Here is a 17995-nt window from a genome sequence, read left to right as displayed (position 1 = left end):
TGCGTTGGAAGAGCACAGGAAGAGGAAAAATAGGAGCCTCACAGGCAACTCTCAGCCCTTCCGGTCCCGGGGGATCTAACGTAGGAGATGTCAGCGATCAGCGAGACGGACGACAGGAGCACCATGACCGCGGAGCCCACGCAGACCCCGACCGTAGAGCCGGGTGTTCCGACGTGGGACGAGATCGTGGAGAAGCACTCCGACCGGGTCTACCGGCTCGCCTACCGTCTCACCGGCAACCGCCACGACGCCGAGGACCTCACCCAAGAGGTCTTCGTTCGCGTCTTCCGCTCTCTCGACACCTACAGCCCCGGCACCTTCGAGGGCTGGCTGCACCGGATCACCACCAACCTCTTCCTCGACCAGGCCCGTCGTAAGCAGCGGATCCGCTTCGATGCCCTCTCCGACGAGCGCGCCTCGCGCCTGACGAGCAGCGGCCCGACGCCCGACGTGGCCTATACCGACCAGCGCTTCGATGACGACATCGAGCGTGCGCTGGCGACGCTGCCGCCCGACTTCCGGGCCGCGGTCGTGCTCTGTGACGTGGAGGGGCTCTCCTACGAGGAGATCTCCGAGATCCTCGGTGCCAAGCTCGGCACCGTCCGCTCGCGTATCCACCGCGGCCGGGCGATGCTCCGTGACAACCTCGCCCACCGCGCTCCGCGCGGCGGACGCCTGCGTCACTCCGGGCCCAAGGTGTTGTGGGGCGGGGCTTCATGAGTCTTCTCGGCAACCATCTCGGCGCACGCACCAGCGCTCTTCTCGACGGGCAGCTTCCCGCAGCGGAGGAGGAGCGCGCCTGGGCGCACGTGCACCAGTGCTGCGCCTGCCGCCGCGCCGTGGAGCGTGAGGGCTGGCTCAAGCGACGCCTGGCCGGTCTCAGCGTCGACCCCGGCGTCACCGCACCGGCCGACCTGAAGGGCTCGCTCCGCGGCGGTGCCCTGGCCGCCTCTGTGTGGCCCGCCGACGACCTGGACGAGACCTACTCCGACCCCCGGTCGATGCGGCGTACGTTGGTGATGGTCGCCGCCGGTGGCGGTGCTGTCGGAGCCGCCGTCTTCGGCATGTTCACCTTCGCCGCCGCGCCGGCCGACGCGCCGGTTCCCAGGAATCTCCCGGTCACCGCGGTCACCCAGGTCCCGGGCGCTCCGGGCGCTCCCGTCGTCGCCCACGTACGCCGCTGAGCACTGGTCCGGCGACCCGACACGAGACCCGGGCTGCCCATTGTTGGGGCGAGTGGGAAGAATGGGTGTCGTGACGCAGGAACCACAAGACGACCAGTCTCGGCCGATCTCCCGTTGGGCACCGCCCTCCGACGTGCCCCCGGCCGGGCAGTCGTCCCCTGACGACCTTGTCGACGACGAGCGGGACACGGCCGAGGTGCCGTTGCCGGGTATGCCGAGACCCGCCGTCGAGCCGGTTCCGGCCGCCGACACCGCTCCGCTGCCGCCCATGGTGCCGCCACCGCCGGGCGGTTCCCTGCCCGGGTTCGACACCCCGCCTGCGCCACCACCGTCCTCACCCCGGACCGACTCCTCGCAGCGACGCCGGATCCCCGGCCCGATCTGGGCGCTCGCGGCGGCCGTCGCGTTCCTGCTCGGCGTGCTGGGCGGCTATGCCGGCGGCGTACTCGAGGACCAGGACGACATGTCGAGCCTGGCCGGCGGTGGTCTCGACCCGGGCTCGATCGAGACCGACGCGCCCCTGGAGGGCGGCGACGCCAGCATCGTGAAGGTGGCCGCGACGCTGCTGCCCTCGACGGTGCAGATCTTCGCCGAGTACCAGGGTGTGGAGGACGCCGCGACCGGCTCCGGTTTCATCTTCGACCGGAACGGCCACGTGGTGACCAACAACCACGTGGTCGCCGACGCCGCCAAGGCCAAGGGCAGCATCGAGGTGGTCGACCACAAGGGCCGCCGCTACAAGGCGGACGTGGTCGGGCGCAGCGCGGTCTACGACCTCGCGGTCCTCGACGTGCCCGAGGTCAAGGAGCTCGAGCCGGCCTCGCTCGGCAGCACGTCACGGCTGAGGATCGGTGAGGGCGTCGTCGCCATCGGGTCGCCGCTCGGACTCAGCTCCACGGTGACCTCGGGCATCGTCAGTGCGCTCCAGCGCCCGGTGAGCACCGGGCAGACCGAGGACGACACCTCCTACATCAACGCCGTCCAGACCGACGCGGCGATCAACCCCGGCAACTCCGGTGGTCCGCTGGTCAACCTCGTCGGCCAGGTGATCGGGGTCAACTCGGCCATCGCGACCGCGGGCGGGGGAGAGGGCGGAGAGGGCGGCAGCATCGGCGTCGGCTTCGCGATCCCGATCGACCAGGTCAAGGTGACCGCCGCGCAGATCCTGAAGACCGGCAAGGCGACCTACCCGATCGTGGGCGCCTCCGTCGACGTGCAGGCCGCCGACCACAACGGAGCTCTGATCTCGGTGGTCGATGCCGGCTCGCCGGCCGCCGCCGGTGGGCTCAAGGACGGCGACCGGGTCACCAAGGTGGGAGACGTCACCGTCACCGACGGGATCGGCATGATCGTCGCCATCCGTGCTCACCAGCCGGGCGAGACGGTCGAGTTCACGGTGATGCGCAACGGCGCCCGCCACGAGCTCAAGATCAAGCTCGAGGCGCAGACCGAGAACCTCGCCTGACCAGTGGTGCGTCCCAGAAGTTCCTAGGCGCTTCGCGCCGCCATGGCACGCACTTGGCTGCGTTGGCGCCGCTCGGAAGACGCCGGTATGACTTCGCGGCGCCGCCTTGCCATGCACGCACCCTGACGACGCCAAGCATCCAGGAACTTCCAGGACGCACCACTAGAAAAGACGCGAAGAGCTGCTCGGCAGGATGCCCGGCAGCTCTTCGCGTTGTTGTGGGGAAGGTTTAGTTGTGGGGGTTGAGGTTGCTTTGACTCAAGAAGCGTCCGGCGTGGCGGCGGGCGCAGCAGGCTCGGCCTCGACGAACGGGTGGTCGGCCACAAAGGCCTTGGTCTGCGAGTACATGTCATCGATGAACTTCTCGAGGACGCTGGACTCAACGCGCCACTGGCCGCGCCCGCCGATCTTGATGGCGGGGAGCTCACCACGGCGGACAAGGGCATAGACCTGTGCGCTCGAGGTGTTGAGCACCTCGGCGACGTCGGCAAGAGTCAGGAAGCGGGGGGTACCAGACATAAGGATCAGTCTCCCAGACTCTGCAAGCGGCCGTAAACCATCGCGCCAACCTGTTAGTCCGCATTAGGTACAGTTGCGCTGCTTTGTGGATGCGTGGTGGGTGAACCGTGAAGCAGAGACGCGCTAGGCGGCGAACAGCAGATACAACCCACCAACAGTGAAGCCGACCATCGTGAGCAGAAGCGGGATCTGCCCGGTCACCAGGTGCTGCGGCGGAAGCACCTGGAGCGCTCGGATGTGGGCCGACCAGACTCCCAGCACGTGTCCGGTGATCACCGCTGCCACCTTGATGACGGCCAGCAGCGTGGCGTGGAAGGCGAAGAAGTAGGAGACCGGCATGTCCGCGGTTCCGAACCAGTCGCTTCCGTTTCCGAACGGATCCGAGGCGTTGCGCAGCGTCGCCAGCCCGCTCTCCCAGAAGTAGCTGAGGTAGTGGGCCACGACGTAGCCGACGATGATCGGCACCAGCGAAGGCGCCAGCTCGCCGGGCAGCGCCCGGCGTGGCACGTCACCGACACCGGTCAGCATCGTCCCGAGGCAATAGAACCCGGCCACGAGCAGCGGGAACGCGATCAGGGCGACGTTGCTGATCAGGTAGGCGGTGTTGGCCGACATCTCGGGGTTCTGTACGAACTGGAGCCACGTCGGCGACTCCCGATAGGAGTCGTAGACGATCGTGCCGAAGAGCACCGAGACGACCGCGACCAGCCCCGGGGTCGGACGCAGGGTGTCCAGGTTGCCGAGCGGCGTCCGCAGGACCAGGTTGCCGGCCCGCGTACGTCCCCACACCGACAGGCGCGCGGTCAGCGACGAGTAGACCTCGAACGGGTCGCAGCGCTCCAGGAACTTCTCGCCGAAGAGCACGCCGCCGAGGATCATCACGGCCAGGTAGACGGCCAGCCAGAGGCGTACGGGGCCGAGGTAGTTGTTCTCCGGGTAGACCAGCTCGAGCCAGGCGAAGGCGAGCAGCGTGAACGCCGCCGGCCAGTAGCCGAGGCGCTCGGGCAGGCGCAGCGGCGGATCGCCGGCGCCGCGCAGCCACGTCAGTCCGGCCACGATCGTGCGGGCCGGGCTGATCGCCCTGAAGACCCGTCCGAAGAGCAGGGAGAACGGGACGAGGCCGACCCACAGCCAGACGTACGTCATCCCGAAGATGGGGTTGTTGGCGTTGTCGGAGCCGGCGAAGGCGACCAGCACGAAGTAGGCGAAGATCAGCAGTCCGACGACGCGCCACAGTGCGGTCCAGGCGGGGGAGTCGACGACACGCCCGAGACGGGGGACCGGCCAGCCGCGTGGGTTGCGGCTCTGCGGATTTCCTGGGCCAACCAGTTGGCCCTCGGCGGCGCGCTTGGTGGTCAGCACCAGCAGCCCGAAGGAGACGAGAAGGGCGAGGACTGCGCCCGCGATGACGTACTCGAGCGGCAGTGGGAGGTCTTGGCGACCACCCACGCCGTGCGTGAGGATCCCCGAGGAAAGGTTCACTGCACCTCGAGGGTGACGATGGTCTTGCCGAGGGTGTGTGACTCCACCTCGTACTGACCAGGGATCTCGAACGCGCCCAGGCTGATCCGCGTGGTGCCCACGCCGTAGGCGGCAGACTGCTCCGGATCGGAGTGCACGTGGATCTCGCCGGCAGCGTCGGCGGTCACATCGAGCTCGACTCCGTGGCCGACGGGGACGTCGATCTGGGTCCCGTGCGGGTCGACCGAGTCACCGGAGAAGTTGATACCGACGACCACCGGGTCGCTGTCGTTGCTGGGCTCGGTGGCGACGTCGTTTCCGCAGGCTGTCGCGACGGACGCGATCCCGCAGATTGCTGCCACGACCGCGATTATCCGGGCCGTGAGGCGCATTGCTCCCCCGTTTCGTGGGCTAAGTTCAAGCTGGCGTCTGCCACAATCGCACATGAACCAAAGAGGGGGCTGAGAGGGCATGAGTGATCGGCTGAAGGCGCGCGAGGTGGCCTTCCTGGACGGGGAGACGATCGCCGTTCCGCATCAGGTGGCGAGCATCGAGATCATCGAGCCGAAGGCCGAGGGCTTCGACTACGGCGCCTTCCTCGAGCACGTCGAGGACAGGCTCTCCTTCGTGCCCCGCTACCGCCAACGGGTCCGTGTCGTGCCCGGCCGCATCGCCTACCCGGTCTGGGCGGACGACGACCGTTTCGACCTCACCTACCACGTACGCCGCTCCGCGCTGCCCCGTCCGGGCTCGATGGATCAGCTCCTCGACCTCGCCGGACGGATCGTCTCCCGGCCCCTGGACCGCTCCCGGCCGCTGTGGGAGCTGTACGTCATCGAGGGGCTGGCCGGCGACCGGGTCGCGCTGATCACCAAGACCCACCAGGCGCTGGTGGACGGCGCCGAGACCGTCGACCTGGTCCAACTGCTCCTCGACGACAAGCCCGAGGTCGGGCCGGTCGTGCCGGACCTGTGGGAGCCGCCCGAGCCGCAGTCGAGCGCGCGTCTGGTCGCCGGCGCGGTCTTCGACGCGGTCACCTCGGTCAGCGGCCTGACGGACACGGCACGCAGCCTGGGCGGCTCCGCCCTGGGCCGGGTCACCGGCGTGGCCAAGGACGTCCAGAACGCGGGCGTCGGCATCGCCCGGGTGCTCACCCGCCGGGCTCCTGAGCGGCCGACGCCGCTCAACGGGACGCTCTCCCAGCAGCGGCTCGTGGTCACGCTCCAGGCCGACCTGGCCGACTTCCGTCGCATCCGGGACACCCACGGCGGCACCGTCAACGACGTCATCCTGGCTGCCGTCACCGGCGGTCTGCGCGCCTGGCTGATGACCCGGCAGCAGTCCCTGGCCGGCGTACGCCAGGTGCCGGCGCTGGTGCCGGTCTCGGTGATCGACGAGGAGCTCGACCCGACCCAGCTCGGCTCCGCGGTGGCGCCCCACTTCGTGGTGCTCCCGGTGGCAGAGCCGTCGCCGGTGGTCCGTCTCCACCAGGTGTCGTACTCCTTCGAGCAGCACCAGGCCAACGCCCGCACGGTCAGTGCGCAGCGGCTGGCCGGGATCAGCGGCTTCGCCCCGGCGACCTTCCACGTGGTCGGCTCCCGGGTGGCCGCCGAGAGCGAGCACGACTACCTGCTCTCGGTGTGCAACGTGCCCGGCCCGCAGGAGCCGCGCTATGCGGCCGGCTCCCGGCTGGTCGCCTCCTATCCCATCCACCCGCTGGCCGAGGGGCACACCCTCGCGATCGGGGTGACCTCCTACGACGGCCAGGTCTTCTTCGCGATCACCGCCGACCGTGACCTGGTGCCCGATGCGTCACTGGTCGGACAGTGCATCAGCGAGGCCCTCGACGAGCTGCTCGACACAGTCTCCGGACGCCGCTTCCGTGCGCCCCGAGGTCTGCGTGTCGTCAAGAACTCCGGCGAGTGAGGCAGAATCCGACCCGTGACCCGTATCTACGTACCCGCCACGCTGGAGCTCCTCGCTGACTGGTACGCCAAGGGCGAGCTGCCCGGCACCGCCGACGGCTACGCGGCCCCCGACGACAGCGAAGAGGCAGAGTACGCCGCACTGATGAGCGCCGCCGACGACTCGGCGGCGCTCCTGGCCGGTCCCGGCCGCAGAGTCGTGGTCGTCATCGACGCTCCGGCCGCGCTGGGTGACCAGGTGGTGCCGCTCAAGCTCGTCGTCGCGGTCCATGCCGACCTGGCGGACCGGCCTGCCGACGCCGACCCCGACGAGGACCTGGGCTGGTTCGCGACCCAGGAGATCCCGCAGCTCATCGGGTGATCGACGCCGGCGCCGGCTCAGGCCGGGGTCACTCCTCCTCGCCCCACCAGGTCTCGGTGTCGACGCCCTGGTAGGGCGGGACCTTGACGGTGCGGGCACCGGCCTTGCCGCCGATGGTGATGGTGCGGTGGCTGACGTTGTTCGACCGGGTCCGCTCGTAGAGGTTTCCGTCGGGGTTGACGGTGACCTTGATCCGGTACGTACCGTTCTTGACCTTGCTCAGATCGAAGGCCTGGGTCTGGGCCTGATTGTAGGTGTCACCCCAGCCCGTCGGCATGCTCTCCCGAAGCCAGAGTGCGGACTTCTCGCCACAGGCCGACTCCAGACCGGTCTGGCTGGGCCGCAGCGTCGCGCCGGGCACGGTCAGGTCCACCGGGTCGGTGGGGGCGAGGCACCAGGACTGCTTGCCGCTCGTCGAGACGACCTTGTCCTTGGCGTCGACCAGCTCGTACTTGGCGAAGTCGAGGAAGTGCCAGTGGTTGTGCTCGGGCGCCTCGTGGAACTCCATGGTGCCCGTCTTCTTGATCCCGACCTGCTCGCCGTCGCGGTAGAACATCTGGTAGGCGTCCATCACCGGCGCGGTGCCGCGGCGGAAGCCCTCCACGATCATCGGTGCGGGGCCGGCGTTCCACTCGTTGGCGGCGAAGTTGAGGCGGTCGGTGCCGCCCTCGTCGACCTCGGTCGAGATCTGCCACGCGGGCAGCGAGACGAGGTCGGGCAGGGTGTCCTTCTTGGGCTTGCCCGGCTTGATGGCGCCGAGAGTGCCGCCCAGCGGGAGTCGGCCCCGACCGTTCTCGCCGCCCTCCAGCGACTCTCGCGGCACCACGGTGCGAGCGCCCTGGTCGTCATCGGCTCCGTGTGCCGCCATGATGCCCACGCCACCTTCGCCCTCGCCCTCGCAGCCGCCGTTGGGGCAGCCGTCGACGATGACCAGGTTCTGCTTGGCGCTGCGGCTGGCCTTCGGCAGCCCGAGGAAGTCGGCGACGGGCTTGCTGATGCTCATCGTCATCGTGAGCTTGGTCTCGCCCTTGGTCGCGAACTCGAGGTCGGAGACGGTCGGGACCGCCATGCCCCGCTCGATCCCGTACAGGATGCCCTTGGTGAACCAGTTGCCGCCGCAGAACTCGGGGTAGACGGGGCCGGTGGCGCCGTCGGTCTGCACGCGCTGGCGGTCGTAGCCGCCCGGACACAGCGGCCGGCTCTCGTCGAGGACCACCTTGCCGGCCTTGTTCTTGAGCGTGACCCGAAGGCCGTCCTTGAAGCCCTTCATCCCGTCGACGATCGAGGCGGGCGCGGTCGTGGTGGTGCGCTTCTTGCCCCGGATGACGGTCTTCGTCAGCTTGACCGGCTTGTCGTAGGCCGAGTGGCTGGCCCGGAACTCGAAGGCCGCGTCATAGGCGGCCAGCCAGACGGACGGCTGGATGTACGCCGTTCCCTCCCAGGCCTCCACCTCGACGGTGTCGGTTGCGGCGACGAGCTTCAGTGTTCCCTTGCCGGTGGTGCCGCTCGCGGGACCGGAGTTCGCCGTCACCGTCGTGGTGACGACGAGCGCGGCTGCCACCAGCCCGATGCCGGCCGAGACCAGCTGTCGCGTGCGAGTACGACGTTTGAGCATCGAGATGTCCCCTCATGAGTGGCCCGAATCCCTCCTGATCCGAGACCTGATGCCCGGCAATGTATTGCCGGGCACATATGGGGACGGTTAGCTTTTCAGCTCGGTTGCATCAGACCGGTGAGATTCTCACCGAGACAGGTACGCCGCGCCGACCGCCTGCTCGAGGTCGAAGGCCTTGAGCATCAGCTCCTCGACGTACTCCTCGAGCTTGGCTCCGACCAGCGGCACGGGCACCTTGATGTTCAGCCGCACGCTCTCGGTGGTGCGTCCGTCGGACTCGGACAGCGAGATGTTGCCGCGCAAGGTGGCCAGGCCGCCGGGGACGGTGATGTCGACGACGGCGACTGTGTCGGAGGACCAGACCTCGCTCTGATGGACGGTGAGATCGCCGGAGACGATTCGCTTCGCGAAGGAGGGTACGCCGACGGTCGACTGCACCCGGTCGATCCGGACCTCCCGCGGCGCACCGCCGACGGTCACCCGGCGACGGAGCGCTCCCTGAGCGTCGGCGACTCGCTCGCGGAAACCCGGGTCAGCGAGCATCGCGGAGACCTCGCCCATGCGGGCGTCGTACACGAGCTCGTGCTGAAGGGTCGTCGTCATTGCCGAATCCTTTGGGGCTTCTGCGGGTTGGGGCTGGGGATGAGGGGTCAGGCGGCGAGCCAGCGGGTGCCCACCTCGTGCTCCTTCTCGAGCGCCTTCTTGAAGATCGAGAGGATGAGATCCTCCAGCTTTCCGCTGACCAGGGGCACATTCACCGTAGCGGTCAGGGTGACCGTCTCGATGGTCTTCGTGCCGTTCTCGGCCACCCGGGCGATGCCTGAGAGCGAGCCCGGCTTGCCTGGCAGGGTGACCTTGAGGTCGCCGGAGGTGAAGTCGGCCGACCAGATCTCGTCCTGGTGGACCTCGATGGTGTCGCCGACGAACTTCTTCGCGAACCCGGGCACCCCGCTGACCGCCTGGGCGTAGCGGATGCTCACCGTCGAACCGGTGATCGCCACGCTCCTGGACAGCGCGCGCTGGGCGTCGCAGACCTGCTCGCGGAACGCCGCGTCGGCGAGCATCCCGGAGACGGCTGCGATCGGCGCGTCGTAGGCCAGATCGACCGACAGCTTTTTGCTCACGCGACCCCCTCCGTAGCGCAAGCGCCAGAATACGGACGCGGTCGCGTCGTGTTTTCGTCGTTCACTCGCTGGCGCTCGCTCATAACCACACATCATGACGCCTAGTGCGGCCAGAGTCATCAGCGGAGCGGCCGAGAGAACGGACACATTCCAGGAGTATGCTCTTTACCCCCAGGCCAGTGGGAGGTCGTGAGCCTATGACTCACATCGGCGATTCCTTCGGATGCAGCCGCCTACTCAGAGCCCTCGCGGGATACCGTGACAGGTGTGTCAACGGAGACGCATATCAAACCTGTCCAAGCTCAGCAGAACGTCCAGCAGTTCCGCCTGCCGAGCACCACCTACTTCCGCCACGTAGCCCCCGAGGAGCTCACCGGCCGCAGCGAGGCTGATCTCGCCGGCGCGGTGGGATCGCATCTGGCGCTGGCAGCGAACCGCCCGCAGGGCACCGCCGCCGTGCGCATCCTCACCCCGACCACCGCCGCAGACGGTTGGTCCGCCGGAGGCCGCAGCGTCGTCGAGATCGTCGTCGACGACATGCCCTACCTCGTGGACTCGGTCAAGACCGAGCTCTACCGTCGTGGCCTCGACGTACATCTGGTCGTCCACCCCGTCATCGACGTCGCCCGTGACGTGACCGGTGCGCTCGAGGGGGTGAACGAAGGCGACATCAGCGAGTCCTGGATGCACATCGAGATCGACCGTCTGGCCCCCGACGCCGCCAAGGAGATCGTCTCGGGCCTCGAGGGAGTCCTCGAGGACGTACGCGAGGTCGTCGAGGACGAGCCGAGGCTGCACCGCCGGCTGGCGGAGATCGCGGCCGGTCTGCGCTACACCCCGCCCAACAGCGTGCCGCGCGAGGAGGCCTCCGAGGCCGCCGAGCTGCTGGCCTGGCTGGCCGAGGACCACTTCCTGCTGACCGGCTACCGCGAGTACCGCCTCGACGGCGACTACCTGCGCGGTCGCTCCGGCACCGGCCTGGGCATCCTGCGCGCCGACCCGCCGCAGGCCCCCGACCACGGCAAGATGCCGCCCAAGGTCGCCGCCCACGCCCGCGACAAGGTCATGCTCGTCCTGGCGAAGGCCAACTCCCGCTCGACCGTCGGGGAGCCCGCCTACCTCGACCACGTCGGCATCAAGATCTTCAACGCCGCCGGTGAGGTGATCGGCGAGCACCGTTTCCTCGGCCTCTTCACCACCAAGGCGGCTCGCCAGTCGGTGACCCGGATCCCGGTCGTACGCGGCAAGGTCGCCGCGGTCCTCGACCACACCGGCTACGACGCCCGCAGCCATACCGGCAAGGCGATGCTCGACGCGATGGAGTCCTACCCTCGCGAGGAGCTGTTCCACGCCTCCACCGAGGAGCTGATGGACCTGGCCGAGGCCGCGCTGGGAGCGATCGAGCGTCGCATCCTGCGGGTGGCCGTCCGGCCCGACACGTACGGTCGCTATGTCTCGGTGCTCGTCTCGCTGCCGCGTGACCGCTACAACACGACGGTTCGCGAGCGGTTCTCGAAGGTGCTTCTCGACGCGCTCGGCGGCACCGACCTGGAGTTCACCGTACGCATCAGCGAGTCGACCACCGCCCGGGTGCACTTCGTGGTGCACGGCACCACCGAGTCGCTGGGGAAGGCCCTGGACACCCCGGGGCTGGTCGACAGCCTCGAGTCGCGGCTGCGCAAGGCCGCGCGGAGCTGGCGCGACGACCTGGTCAGCGCGGTCATCGCCCATGCCGGCGAGGACGGCGCGGCCCGGCTCTCGCACGTGCTCGACGCGTTCCCGGAGGCCTACAAGGAGGACTTCGACGCCGACACCGGCGCCGCCGACCTGACCCGGCTCGAGATGCTCTCGCACCAGGGTGAGGCGGTCGACTTCTCCTTCTACAAGGACCCGGAGAGCCCTGGCGGTTTCCGGATCAAGATCTACCGCACCGGTGGTCCGCTCTCGCTGTCCCTGATGCTTCCGATCCTGTCCTCGTTCGGCTTCGAGGTCACCGACGAGCGGCCCTACGATCTCGAGGGCGTCGGCACCTCCGGTTCGGAGGAGTGGTTCATCTACGACTTCGGCCTCGCCTACGCCGACACCCCGGTCGGCACGCCCACGCAGCTGGTCGCGGCGCTGCACCAGGCCTGGTCGGGACGCAGCGAGATCGACGGGCTGAACGCGCTCGTCCTGGCGGGACTCGACCACGGTCAGGTCACCATGCTGCGTGCCTACGGCCGTTACCTGCGCCAGGCCGGCACCCCGAACTCGTTCTTCTCGATCGGCAACGCGCTGTGCACCAACCCGGGGATCGCCCGGCAGATCGTGGAGCTGTTCGAGACCCGTTTCGACCCCTCGCTCACCACGCGTGACGAGACGAAGCGGGCCGAGGCGATCATCGAGGCTCTCGATGACGTTGCGAGCCTGGACCAGGACCGGATCCTGCGCAGCTACGTCTCCACGATCCTGGCGACGACGCGGACGAACTATTACCGCGGCCGGAGCTACCTCGCGTTCAAGTTCGACCCGCAGCAGGTTCCCGACCTGCCGCTGCCGCGGCCGGCGTACGAGATCTTCGTCTACTCGCCCGACGTCGAGGGTGTGCACCTGCGCTTCGACCCCGTGGCCCGTGGCGGCCTGCGGTGGAGCGACCGGCGCGACGACTTCCGCACCGAGGTGCTCGGGCTGGCGAAGGCGCAGCAGGTCAAGAACACCGTGATCGTGCCGGGCGGCGCGAAGGGTGGCTTCGTCCCCAAGGGCGTCGCCGGTCCGGACGCGTACGTCACGTTCCTGCGTGGCCTGCTCGACGTCACCGACAACCGGGTGGACGGTGAGATCGTGCCGCCGGCCGACGTGGTGCGCCACGACAGCGACGACTCCTACCTGGTCGTCGCCGCCGACAAGGGCACCGCGACGTTCTCCGACCTGGCCAACTCGGTCGCGGCGGAGTACGACTTCTGGCTCGGCGACGCGTTCGCCTCCGGCGGCTCGGCGGGCTATGACCACAAGGCCATGGGCATCACCTCGCGTGGGGCCTGGGTCTCGGTGCAGCACCACTTCAAGCGGCTCGGCATCGACCCGCAGACCGACGAGATCACCGCGGTCGGCGTCGGGGACATGTCCGGTGACGTCTTCGGCAACGGCATGCTGCGCTCGGATCGCATCCGGCTCGTGGCCGCCTTCGACCACCGGCACATCTTCATCGACCCCACGCCCGACGCGGCGGCGGGATTCCAGGAGCGGAAGCGGCTCTTCGAGATGCCCCGGTCGACCTGGGAGTCCTACGACAACTCACTGATCTCGGCGGGCGGCGGCGTGTGGTCGCGGCAGCTGAAGTGGGTGCCGATCAGCTCCGAGGTGCGACAGGCGCTCGGTCTGGCGACCGACGTCAAGCGGCTCACCCCGCAGGAGCTCATCAGCGCGATCCTGCGCGCTCCGGTCGACCTGCTGTGGAACGGCGGGATCGGGACGTACGTCAAGGCGTCCAGCGAGACCGACGACGACGCCGGTGACCACGCCAACGACGGGGTCCGTGTCGACGCCGCCGAGCTGCGGGTGCGGGTCGTCGGTGAGGGTGGCAACCTGGGCATCACCCAGGCCGGCCGCGTCGAGTTCGCCCGCAAGGGTGGGCTGATCAACACCGACGCGATCGACAACTCCGCCGGTGTCGGCACCTCCGACCACGAGGTCAACCTCAAGATCCTGCTGGACCGAGAGGTACGCGCGGGCTCGCTGACGCTGGCCGCGCGTGACGAGCTCCTCGAGGAGATGACCGACGAGGTCGCCGCGCTGGTGCTCGCTCACAACGAGGCCCACAACGTGACCCTCACCCGTGCGGTCGCCTCGGCCCCGCAGCTCCTGGAGGCTCACGAGCGCCAGATCGCGGAGTGGGTCACGGCCGGGCTGCTCGACCGCGAGGTGGAGGGCCTGCCCTCCTCGACCGAGGTCGCCCGCCGCCTGGAGGCGGGGGAGGGGCTCACCGCCCCCGAGCTGGCCGTGATGCTCGCCTGGACCAAGATCGTGCGCCGACGCGAGCTGGTCGCCGCGGGTCTTCCCGACCCGGCAGCGGATCCGGAGATGACGGAGCGTCTGGTGGCCTACTTCCCGACCGCGATCCGCGAGCGGTTCCCCGAGGCCATCGTGGATCACCCGCTGCGGTGGGAGATCTGGGCGACCTCGGCGCTCAACGAGGAGGTCAACCTCGCATTCGGGACGCTCGACGCGCTGTCACGGTGAGCACCGTGCCGGCGAGCAGGAGCGAGATGCCGAGCGCGGCGAACACCCACGACGGGCCGCCGGTCTCGGGCAGCGAGCTCTGAGGTGAGGTTTCCGTCGGCGGTCCCGGGGTCGGGGCCGTCGGCGGATTCTCATTTCCACCGGGGATCGGCACGTCGGTCGGATCCGGCGTCGGTGTCGGATCCGGAGTCGGGTCCGGGGTGGGCGTCGGGTCCGGCGTCGGGGTCGGGTCCGGCGTAGGAGTCGGGTCCGGCGTGGGGCTCGGCGAGGGGACCTCGTCGACCCGGAAGTCCTGTCCGCCTCGGATCTCGCCGGCCGAGGTGATCGTGACCGTACGCGAGGTCTCACCCACGACCCGCATCCCATCGGGTGCGGTGACGGTGATGGTGTAGTCGCCCGGCGGGAGGTCCTCGACGATGTAGCCGCCCGCCTCGTCGGTGGTGGCGGTGACCGGGCCATTGGGCCCCTCGACGGTGACGGTGACGCCGGAGACCGGGTCTCCGGTGGAGGCGTCGGTGACCCGCCCGGCGATCGTGCCGGGGCGGGTGAGGTCGAAGTCGACCCCGGTCACGTCGCTCGTGGCCACGGTGACGGGTCGCGTGGTGGCGCCGGTGTAGCCCTCGGGTGCCTCGATCTCGGCGGTGTAGTCGCCGGGCGGTACCCCGTCGAGCCGGTAGTTGCCGTCACCGTCGGTGACGGTGGTGATCGGGTCGCCGCCGCCCGCGGGGACCAGGCGCACCTGGACGCCGCCGAGCCCGCTGCCGCCGCCGGTCACGGTGCCGGAGACGCTGGCCAGCTGGTTGACCACGAAGTCCTGGTCCGTGATCGGGCCGTCGTCGACGGTGATGTCGGAGCGGGTCGTACCGTCGGGACCCGCGGTGTAGCCGTCGGGCACCGTCAGGGTCAGCGAGTAGCCGGTGTCGACCGCGTTGTCGTCGAAGAGATAGGTGCCGTCGGTGCCGGTGGTCGTGGTCGGGGTGGTCCCGTCGGGCCGGGTGAGGGTCACGGTCGCGCCCGGGACCGGAGCGCCGGCATCGTCGCGTACGGTGCCGCTGATCGCCTGCGGGATCACCTGCCGCACCTCGAAGTCGGCCCGGGAGGCGGGGTCGCCGTCCTCGCCGCGGTTGCTGGCGGTCGCCTCGGTCTGCCCGACGATCGCACATCCGTCGGGCCGGCTCAGCCGGACGGTGTAGCCGTCCTGGGTGGCGAACTCGCCGAAGGAGTAGGTGCCATCGGCGGTGGGGCTCGTGGTGGCCAGGGTCTCCCCGTAGGGCGAGACGAGGGTGAGCACCGAGCTCTCGACCGGGCACGACCCCGAGGTCGACACGTCGGAGACCATGCCGCCGATCGGCCGCGCCCGGCTCACGAACCAGGTCTGGTAGACCGGGAACCCGGCCCTGCGGGTGAAGACGAAGGTCAGGCTGGTGATCCGGATGTCGGGCTCGTACCAGCCGCTGGCGCCGTTCGTGTCGGTGGCGGTGGGGTTGCCGGTCAGCGTCGAGGTGGCCGGGTTCCAGGTCGGCTGGTCGGCGCCGCCGGCGTAGTTGAACGAACCCTGGAACCACGAGGAGATCTCCGCGGTCGGAACCTCCTCGCCGTTCTCGTCGGTCGCCTGGACCTGGACCTGGTCGGAGTCGATGTCACCGAGCACGAACGCCCAGCCGGTGTCGGGCGTGGGGCTCTCGAAGGCGTACGTCGTGGTCGAGGCGCCGGTCGGGGTGTCGGCCCTCGGGCGCAGGTTGATGTAGGCCGACCCGCGGCTCGATCCGTACTTCGCTCCTGGTGGCGTGCTGGCGTCGAGGAACGTGCTCGCGCCGCTGGGAAGGGCGACGTTGGCCCGGGAGTCGCTGGCCATCTGGGCCGCGGGGAAGCCCGCAGACCGCTGGGTCATCGTCGTGGAGTAGTCGTTGGACGTCCCGGAGATGGGCGCCCACTCGGCCCACGAGTCGGTCGCGGCATGAGCCGGTCCTGGAGACAGCAGCGTGACGAACACGCCGGCCAGAAGTGCCAACGCCAGACAGGCCCGGTTGAACATGCGAGGGGATCCTTTGCTTCCGAGGAGCAAAACGTTGCGTTGGGGGACTTGACGAAGGTTATCCCTGCGGAACCGCATTTTTACGCTCTGAAGCGCGTGTGTGGCCGAGGTTGTCGTCGTTCGAGGACAGGGACTGCCAGTCCGCGGGGCGCGGGATCGACCGCACGGAGCGAGCGAGTGTGGGGATGAGGGCGGCGAGAGCGACCAGCGCCGTGACCGCGAGGACCGCGGTGGTGCCGTCGGTGACGGCGAGCAGTGCCCCGGCCAGGGCGGGTGCCAGCGGGATCGAGAGCATGGAGACGAACTGGGCCGCTGACTGAACGCGTCCGACCAGCTCCGGTGGGGTGATCGCCATCCGGTACGCCGCGACGCCGGCGTTGCCTGCAGGGTTGAGGAAGAGGCCGACGGAGACCGCCAGAGCCATCACTGCGGGGTGGGTCCAGAACGCGAGGGGGATCGAGAGCGGCACGAAGCTCCACGCGACCAGGGCGGTGAGCCTGCCCGTCGGGATCTTGTCGATGAGCCAGGGAGCGACCAGCGCGCCGAGGATCCCGCACGCTCCGATCGCCGCCTCGGCCAACCCGATCTGCCAGGCCGGGAACCCGGCCTCGATCAGTCGCAGCAGGGCCATGAAGAAGAGCGCGTTGACAGCCAGGTTGGCGGCGGGCCCGAAGAAGAGCAGCGTACGCAGGAACGGCTGCTGCCAGCTGTAGCGCAGTCCCGCGACCAGGTCTGCCGAGGCCTTCTCGTGAGGCGCGTGGGCGCGGGCCGGCGGTGCCGAGAGGTCGGCTCGGACGCGTCCGAGGAGCAGCCAGCCGGCGGCGTACGCGATGGCATTTCCGGCGAACGGCGCCCAGCGGGTGAAGCCGAGCAGCACCCCGCCGAGCGGCCCGCCCAGGAGTCCGGCGATGTGCTGGCGTGCCTGCTGCTGGGAGAGGGCCGTCGGGAGATCGTCGGCCGCGACGACCGATCTGATCGCTGAGTTCTCGGCCGGGAGGAAGAGCCCGTTGAGCGCTCCGGTGAGGAGGGCGACGAGGAGCAGGTGGGGGAGGGTGAGCGAGCCGAGGATCCCGGCGATGGCCAGCGAGGCGAACAGGACGGTGCCCGAGCCGTGGGCGAACCGCATGATCCGCAGCCGATGGCGCCGGTCGGCGATCACCCCGGCGGGCAGCAGCATCCCCACCATCCCGACGAGATGGATCGCCTCCGCGGCCGCTGCCCAGAAGGCGGATCCGGTCATCGCGTAGGCGACCAGGGGCATCGCGAAGAGGCTCACCCGGGTGCCGAGCTCGGCGACGGTGGCACCGATCCACAGGGCGGTGAAGTCGTGGTTGCGGGCGAGCTCGCGATAGGAGGGCATACCCGCACCATAAGGTGCGCAACATCTGTTGCGCAATAAGTATTGCGGAATTCTGTAGACTGCCGACATGGCTACGTACGACGACCCGCGGATCCTGCGGGCGATCGCCCACCCGACCCGCAACCGGGTGCTGCACGAGCTGTCCGCTGCGGGGTCCCTCCGTGCCGCAGATGTCGCCCAGCGCACCGGCATCCCGGCCAACCAGGCCAGCTTCCATCTGCGGCAGCTGGCGAAGTACGGCCTGGTGGAGATCGACCCCGACGCCGGCCGGGACAAGCGCGACCGGGTCTGGCGGCTCACCGACGACGACATCACCATCAGCCCCAGAGACATGGTCCAGCAGCCGGGAGGCGAGGCGGCGTACACGGTGTTTCAGCGCAGCTCCGTCGCCTGGGGCCACCACCTGGTCGACGAGGCCTTCAAGGTCCCTCCGGAGACCGAAGACGATCCTGCCAAGCGGTACGTGTCGGAGTCGTCCCTGCGGCTGACCAGCGACGAGGCCCTCCAGCTGCAGCAGGAGCTGAACCAGGTCGTCGCGCGCTACCGCGACACCGGCCGCCAGCCTTCTGGCGAGGAGCGGGACCTCTACTCGGTCTACCAGATCGTCCAGCCGATGCCGGACCTGGCTGGTGAGGCCGATCCGGGGGTGGCGACGTGAGTCATGTCTCAACGCCTGCCTCAGGCCGACTCCTACTCGCGAGTCACCGAGAAGTTGGTTTACCGTCCGA

General features: G+C 69.3%; 15 protein-coding genes. 7 read left to right on the top strand and 8 right to left on the bottom strand.

Annotated elements, in window-relative coordinates; all coding sequences use genetic code 11:
* The first annotated feature begins 123 nt into the window (after nucleotides 1–123).
* The 3 genes from sigE to ACFWQC_RS12095 all read left to right on the top strand — a co-directional run bounded on the left by sigE (nucleotide 124) and on the right by ACFWQC_RS12095 (nucleotide 2649).
* Nucleotides 124–720: an RNA polymerase sigma factor SigE gene (sigE, locus tag ACFWQC_RS12105; RefSeq protein WP_378677636.1), complete on the top strand. Its 597-nt coding sequence runs from the start codon at nucleotides 124–126 to the stop codon at nucleotides 718–720.
* Entirely contained in the window at nucleotides 717–1184 is a 468-nt protein-coding gene (locus ACFWQC_RS12100; protein ID WP_378677634.1) for a hypothetical protein, read from the top strand. The genes sigE and ACFWQC_RS12100 overlap by 4 nt, the downstream gene beginning before the upstream one ends.
* A 70-nt stretch (nucleotides 1185–1254) precedes the next feature.
* Nucleotides 1255–2649: a S1C family serine protease gene (locus tag ACFWQC_RS12095; RefSeq protein ID WP_378677631.1), complete on the top strand. Its 1395-nt coding sequence runs from the start codon at nucleotides 1255–1257 to the stop codon at nucleotides 2647–2649.
* Between the two features lie 258 nt (nucleotides 2650–2907).
* On the opposite strand, the gene ACFWQC_RS12090 is transcribed toward ACFWQC_RS12095, so the two are convergent.
* From ACFWQC_RS12090 to ACFWQC_RS12080, 3 genes are all read right to left on the bottom strand, one after another.
* A complete protein-coding gene (locus ACFWQC_RS12090) occupies nucleotides 2908–3168 on the bottom strand; it encodes a helix-turn-helix domain-containing protein (RefSeq protein ID WP_355018617.1) in 261 nt (86 codons plus the stop codon).
* A gap of 123 nt (nucleotides 3169–3291) precedes the next feature.
* Nucleotides 3292–4650: a hypothetical protein gene (locus ACFWQC_RS12085; protein WP_378677627.1), complete on the bottom strand. Its 1359-nt coding sequence runs from the start codon at nucleotides 4648–4650 to the stop codon at nucleotides 3292–3294.
* On the bottom strand, nucleotides 4647–4991 hold the full coding sequence (locus ACFWQC_RS12080) for a hypothetical protein (RefSeq protein WP_378677624.1): 345 nt from the start codon (nucleotides 4989–4991) through the stop codon (nucleotides 4647–4649). The genes ACFWQC_RS12085 and ACFWQC_RS12080 overlap by 4 nt, the downstream gene beginning before the upstream one ends.
* Nucleotides 4992–5100: 109 nt before the next feature.
* On the opposite strand from ACFWQC_RS12080, the gene ACFWQC_RS12075 reads away from it, so the two are divergent.
* On the top strand, nucleotides 5101–6555 hold the full coding sequence (locus tag ACFWQC_RS12075; protein ID WP_378677621.1) for a wax ester/triacylglycerol synthase family O-acyltransferase: 1455 nt from the start codon (nucleotides 5101–5103) through the stop codon (nucleotides 6553–6555).
* Nucleotides 6556–6570: 15 nt separating this feature from the next.
* Nucleotides 6571–6915: a DUF6912 family protein gene (locus ACFWQC_RS12070; protein WP_378677619.1), complete on the top strand. Its 345-nt coding sequence runs from the start codon at nucleotides 6571–6573 to the stop codon at nucleotides 6913–6915.
* 28 nt (nucleotides 6916–6943) lie between these two features.
* On the opposite strand, the gene ACFWQC_RS12065 is transcribed toward ACFWQC_RS12070, so the two are convergent.
* From ACFWQC_RS12065 to ACFWQC_RS12055, 3 genes are all read right to left on the bottom strand, one after another.
* The gene (locus ACFWQC_RS12065; RefSeq protein ID WP_378677617.1) at nucleotides 6944–8530 is read right to left on the bottom strand and encodes a lysyl oxidase family protein; all 1587 of its coding nucleotides are present in this window, start codon (nucleotides 8528–8530) and stop codon (nucleotides 6944–6946) included.
* 126 nt (nucleotides 8531–8656) lie between these two features.
* Nucleotides 8657–9133 (bottom strand): DUF2505 domain-containing protein, encoded by a 477-nt coding sequence (locus tag ACFWQC_RS12060; RefSeq protein WP_355018624.1) that lies wholly within the window; start codon nucleotides 9131–9133, stop codon nucleotides 8657–8659.
* A 47-nt stretch (nucleotides 9134–9180) separates the two neighbouring features.
* Entirely contained in the window at nucleotides 9181–9654 is a 474-nt protein-coding gene (locus ACFWQC_RS12055; protein WP_378677614.1) for a DUF2505 domain-containing protein, read from the bottom strand.
* Nucleotides 9655–9921: 267 nt separating this feature from the next.
* Between ACFWQC_RS12055 and ACFWQC_RS12050 the strand changes: the two genes are divergently transcribed.
* Nucleotides 9922–13872, top strand: coding sequence for an NAD-glutamate dehydrogenase (locus ACFWQC_RS12050; protein ID WP_378677612.1), 3951 nt, complete (start codon nucleotides 9922–9924; stop codon nucleotides 13870–13872).
* Here the strand turns inward: ACFWQC_RS12050 and ACFWQC_RS12045 are convergent.
* A complete protein-coding gene (locus ACFWQC_RS12045; RefSeq protein WP_378677610.1) occupies nucleotides 13832–15907 on the bottom strand; it encodes a collagen binding domain-containing protein in 2076 nt (691 codons plus the stop codon). The genes ACFWQC_RS12050 and ACFWQC_RS12045 overlap by 41 nt on opposite strands.
* Before the next feature lie 58 nt (nucleotides 15908–15965).
* Entirely contained in the window at nucleotides 15966–17267 is a 1302-nt protein-coding gene (locus tag ACFWQC_RS12040; protein WP_378677607.1) for an MFS transporter, read from the bottom strand.
* A 67-nt stretch (nucleotides 17268–17334) separates the two neighbouring features.
* Between ACFWQC_RS12040 and ACFWQC_RS12035 the strand changes: the two genes are divergently transcribed.
* Complete coding sequence (locus tag ACFWQC_RS12035) at nucleotides 17335–17925, top strand: ArsR/SmtB family transcription factor (protein ID WP_378677605.1); 591 nt, start codon at nucleotides 17335–17337, stop codon at nucleotides 17923–17925.
* Nucleotides 17926–17995: the final 70 nt, after the last annotated feature.

Origin of the sequence: Nocardioides sp. NPDC058538 (assembly GCF_042719275.1) — a bacterium.
In the GTDB taxonomy this organism is placed as follows: domain Bacteria; phylum Actinomycetota; class Actinomycetes; order Propionibacteriales; family Nocardioidaceae; genus Nocardioides.
This window is presented reverse-complemented; position numbering and strand designations above follow the sequence as displayed.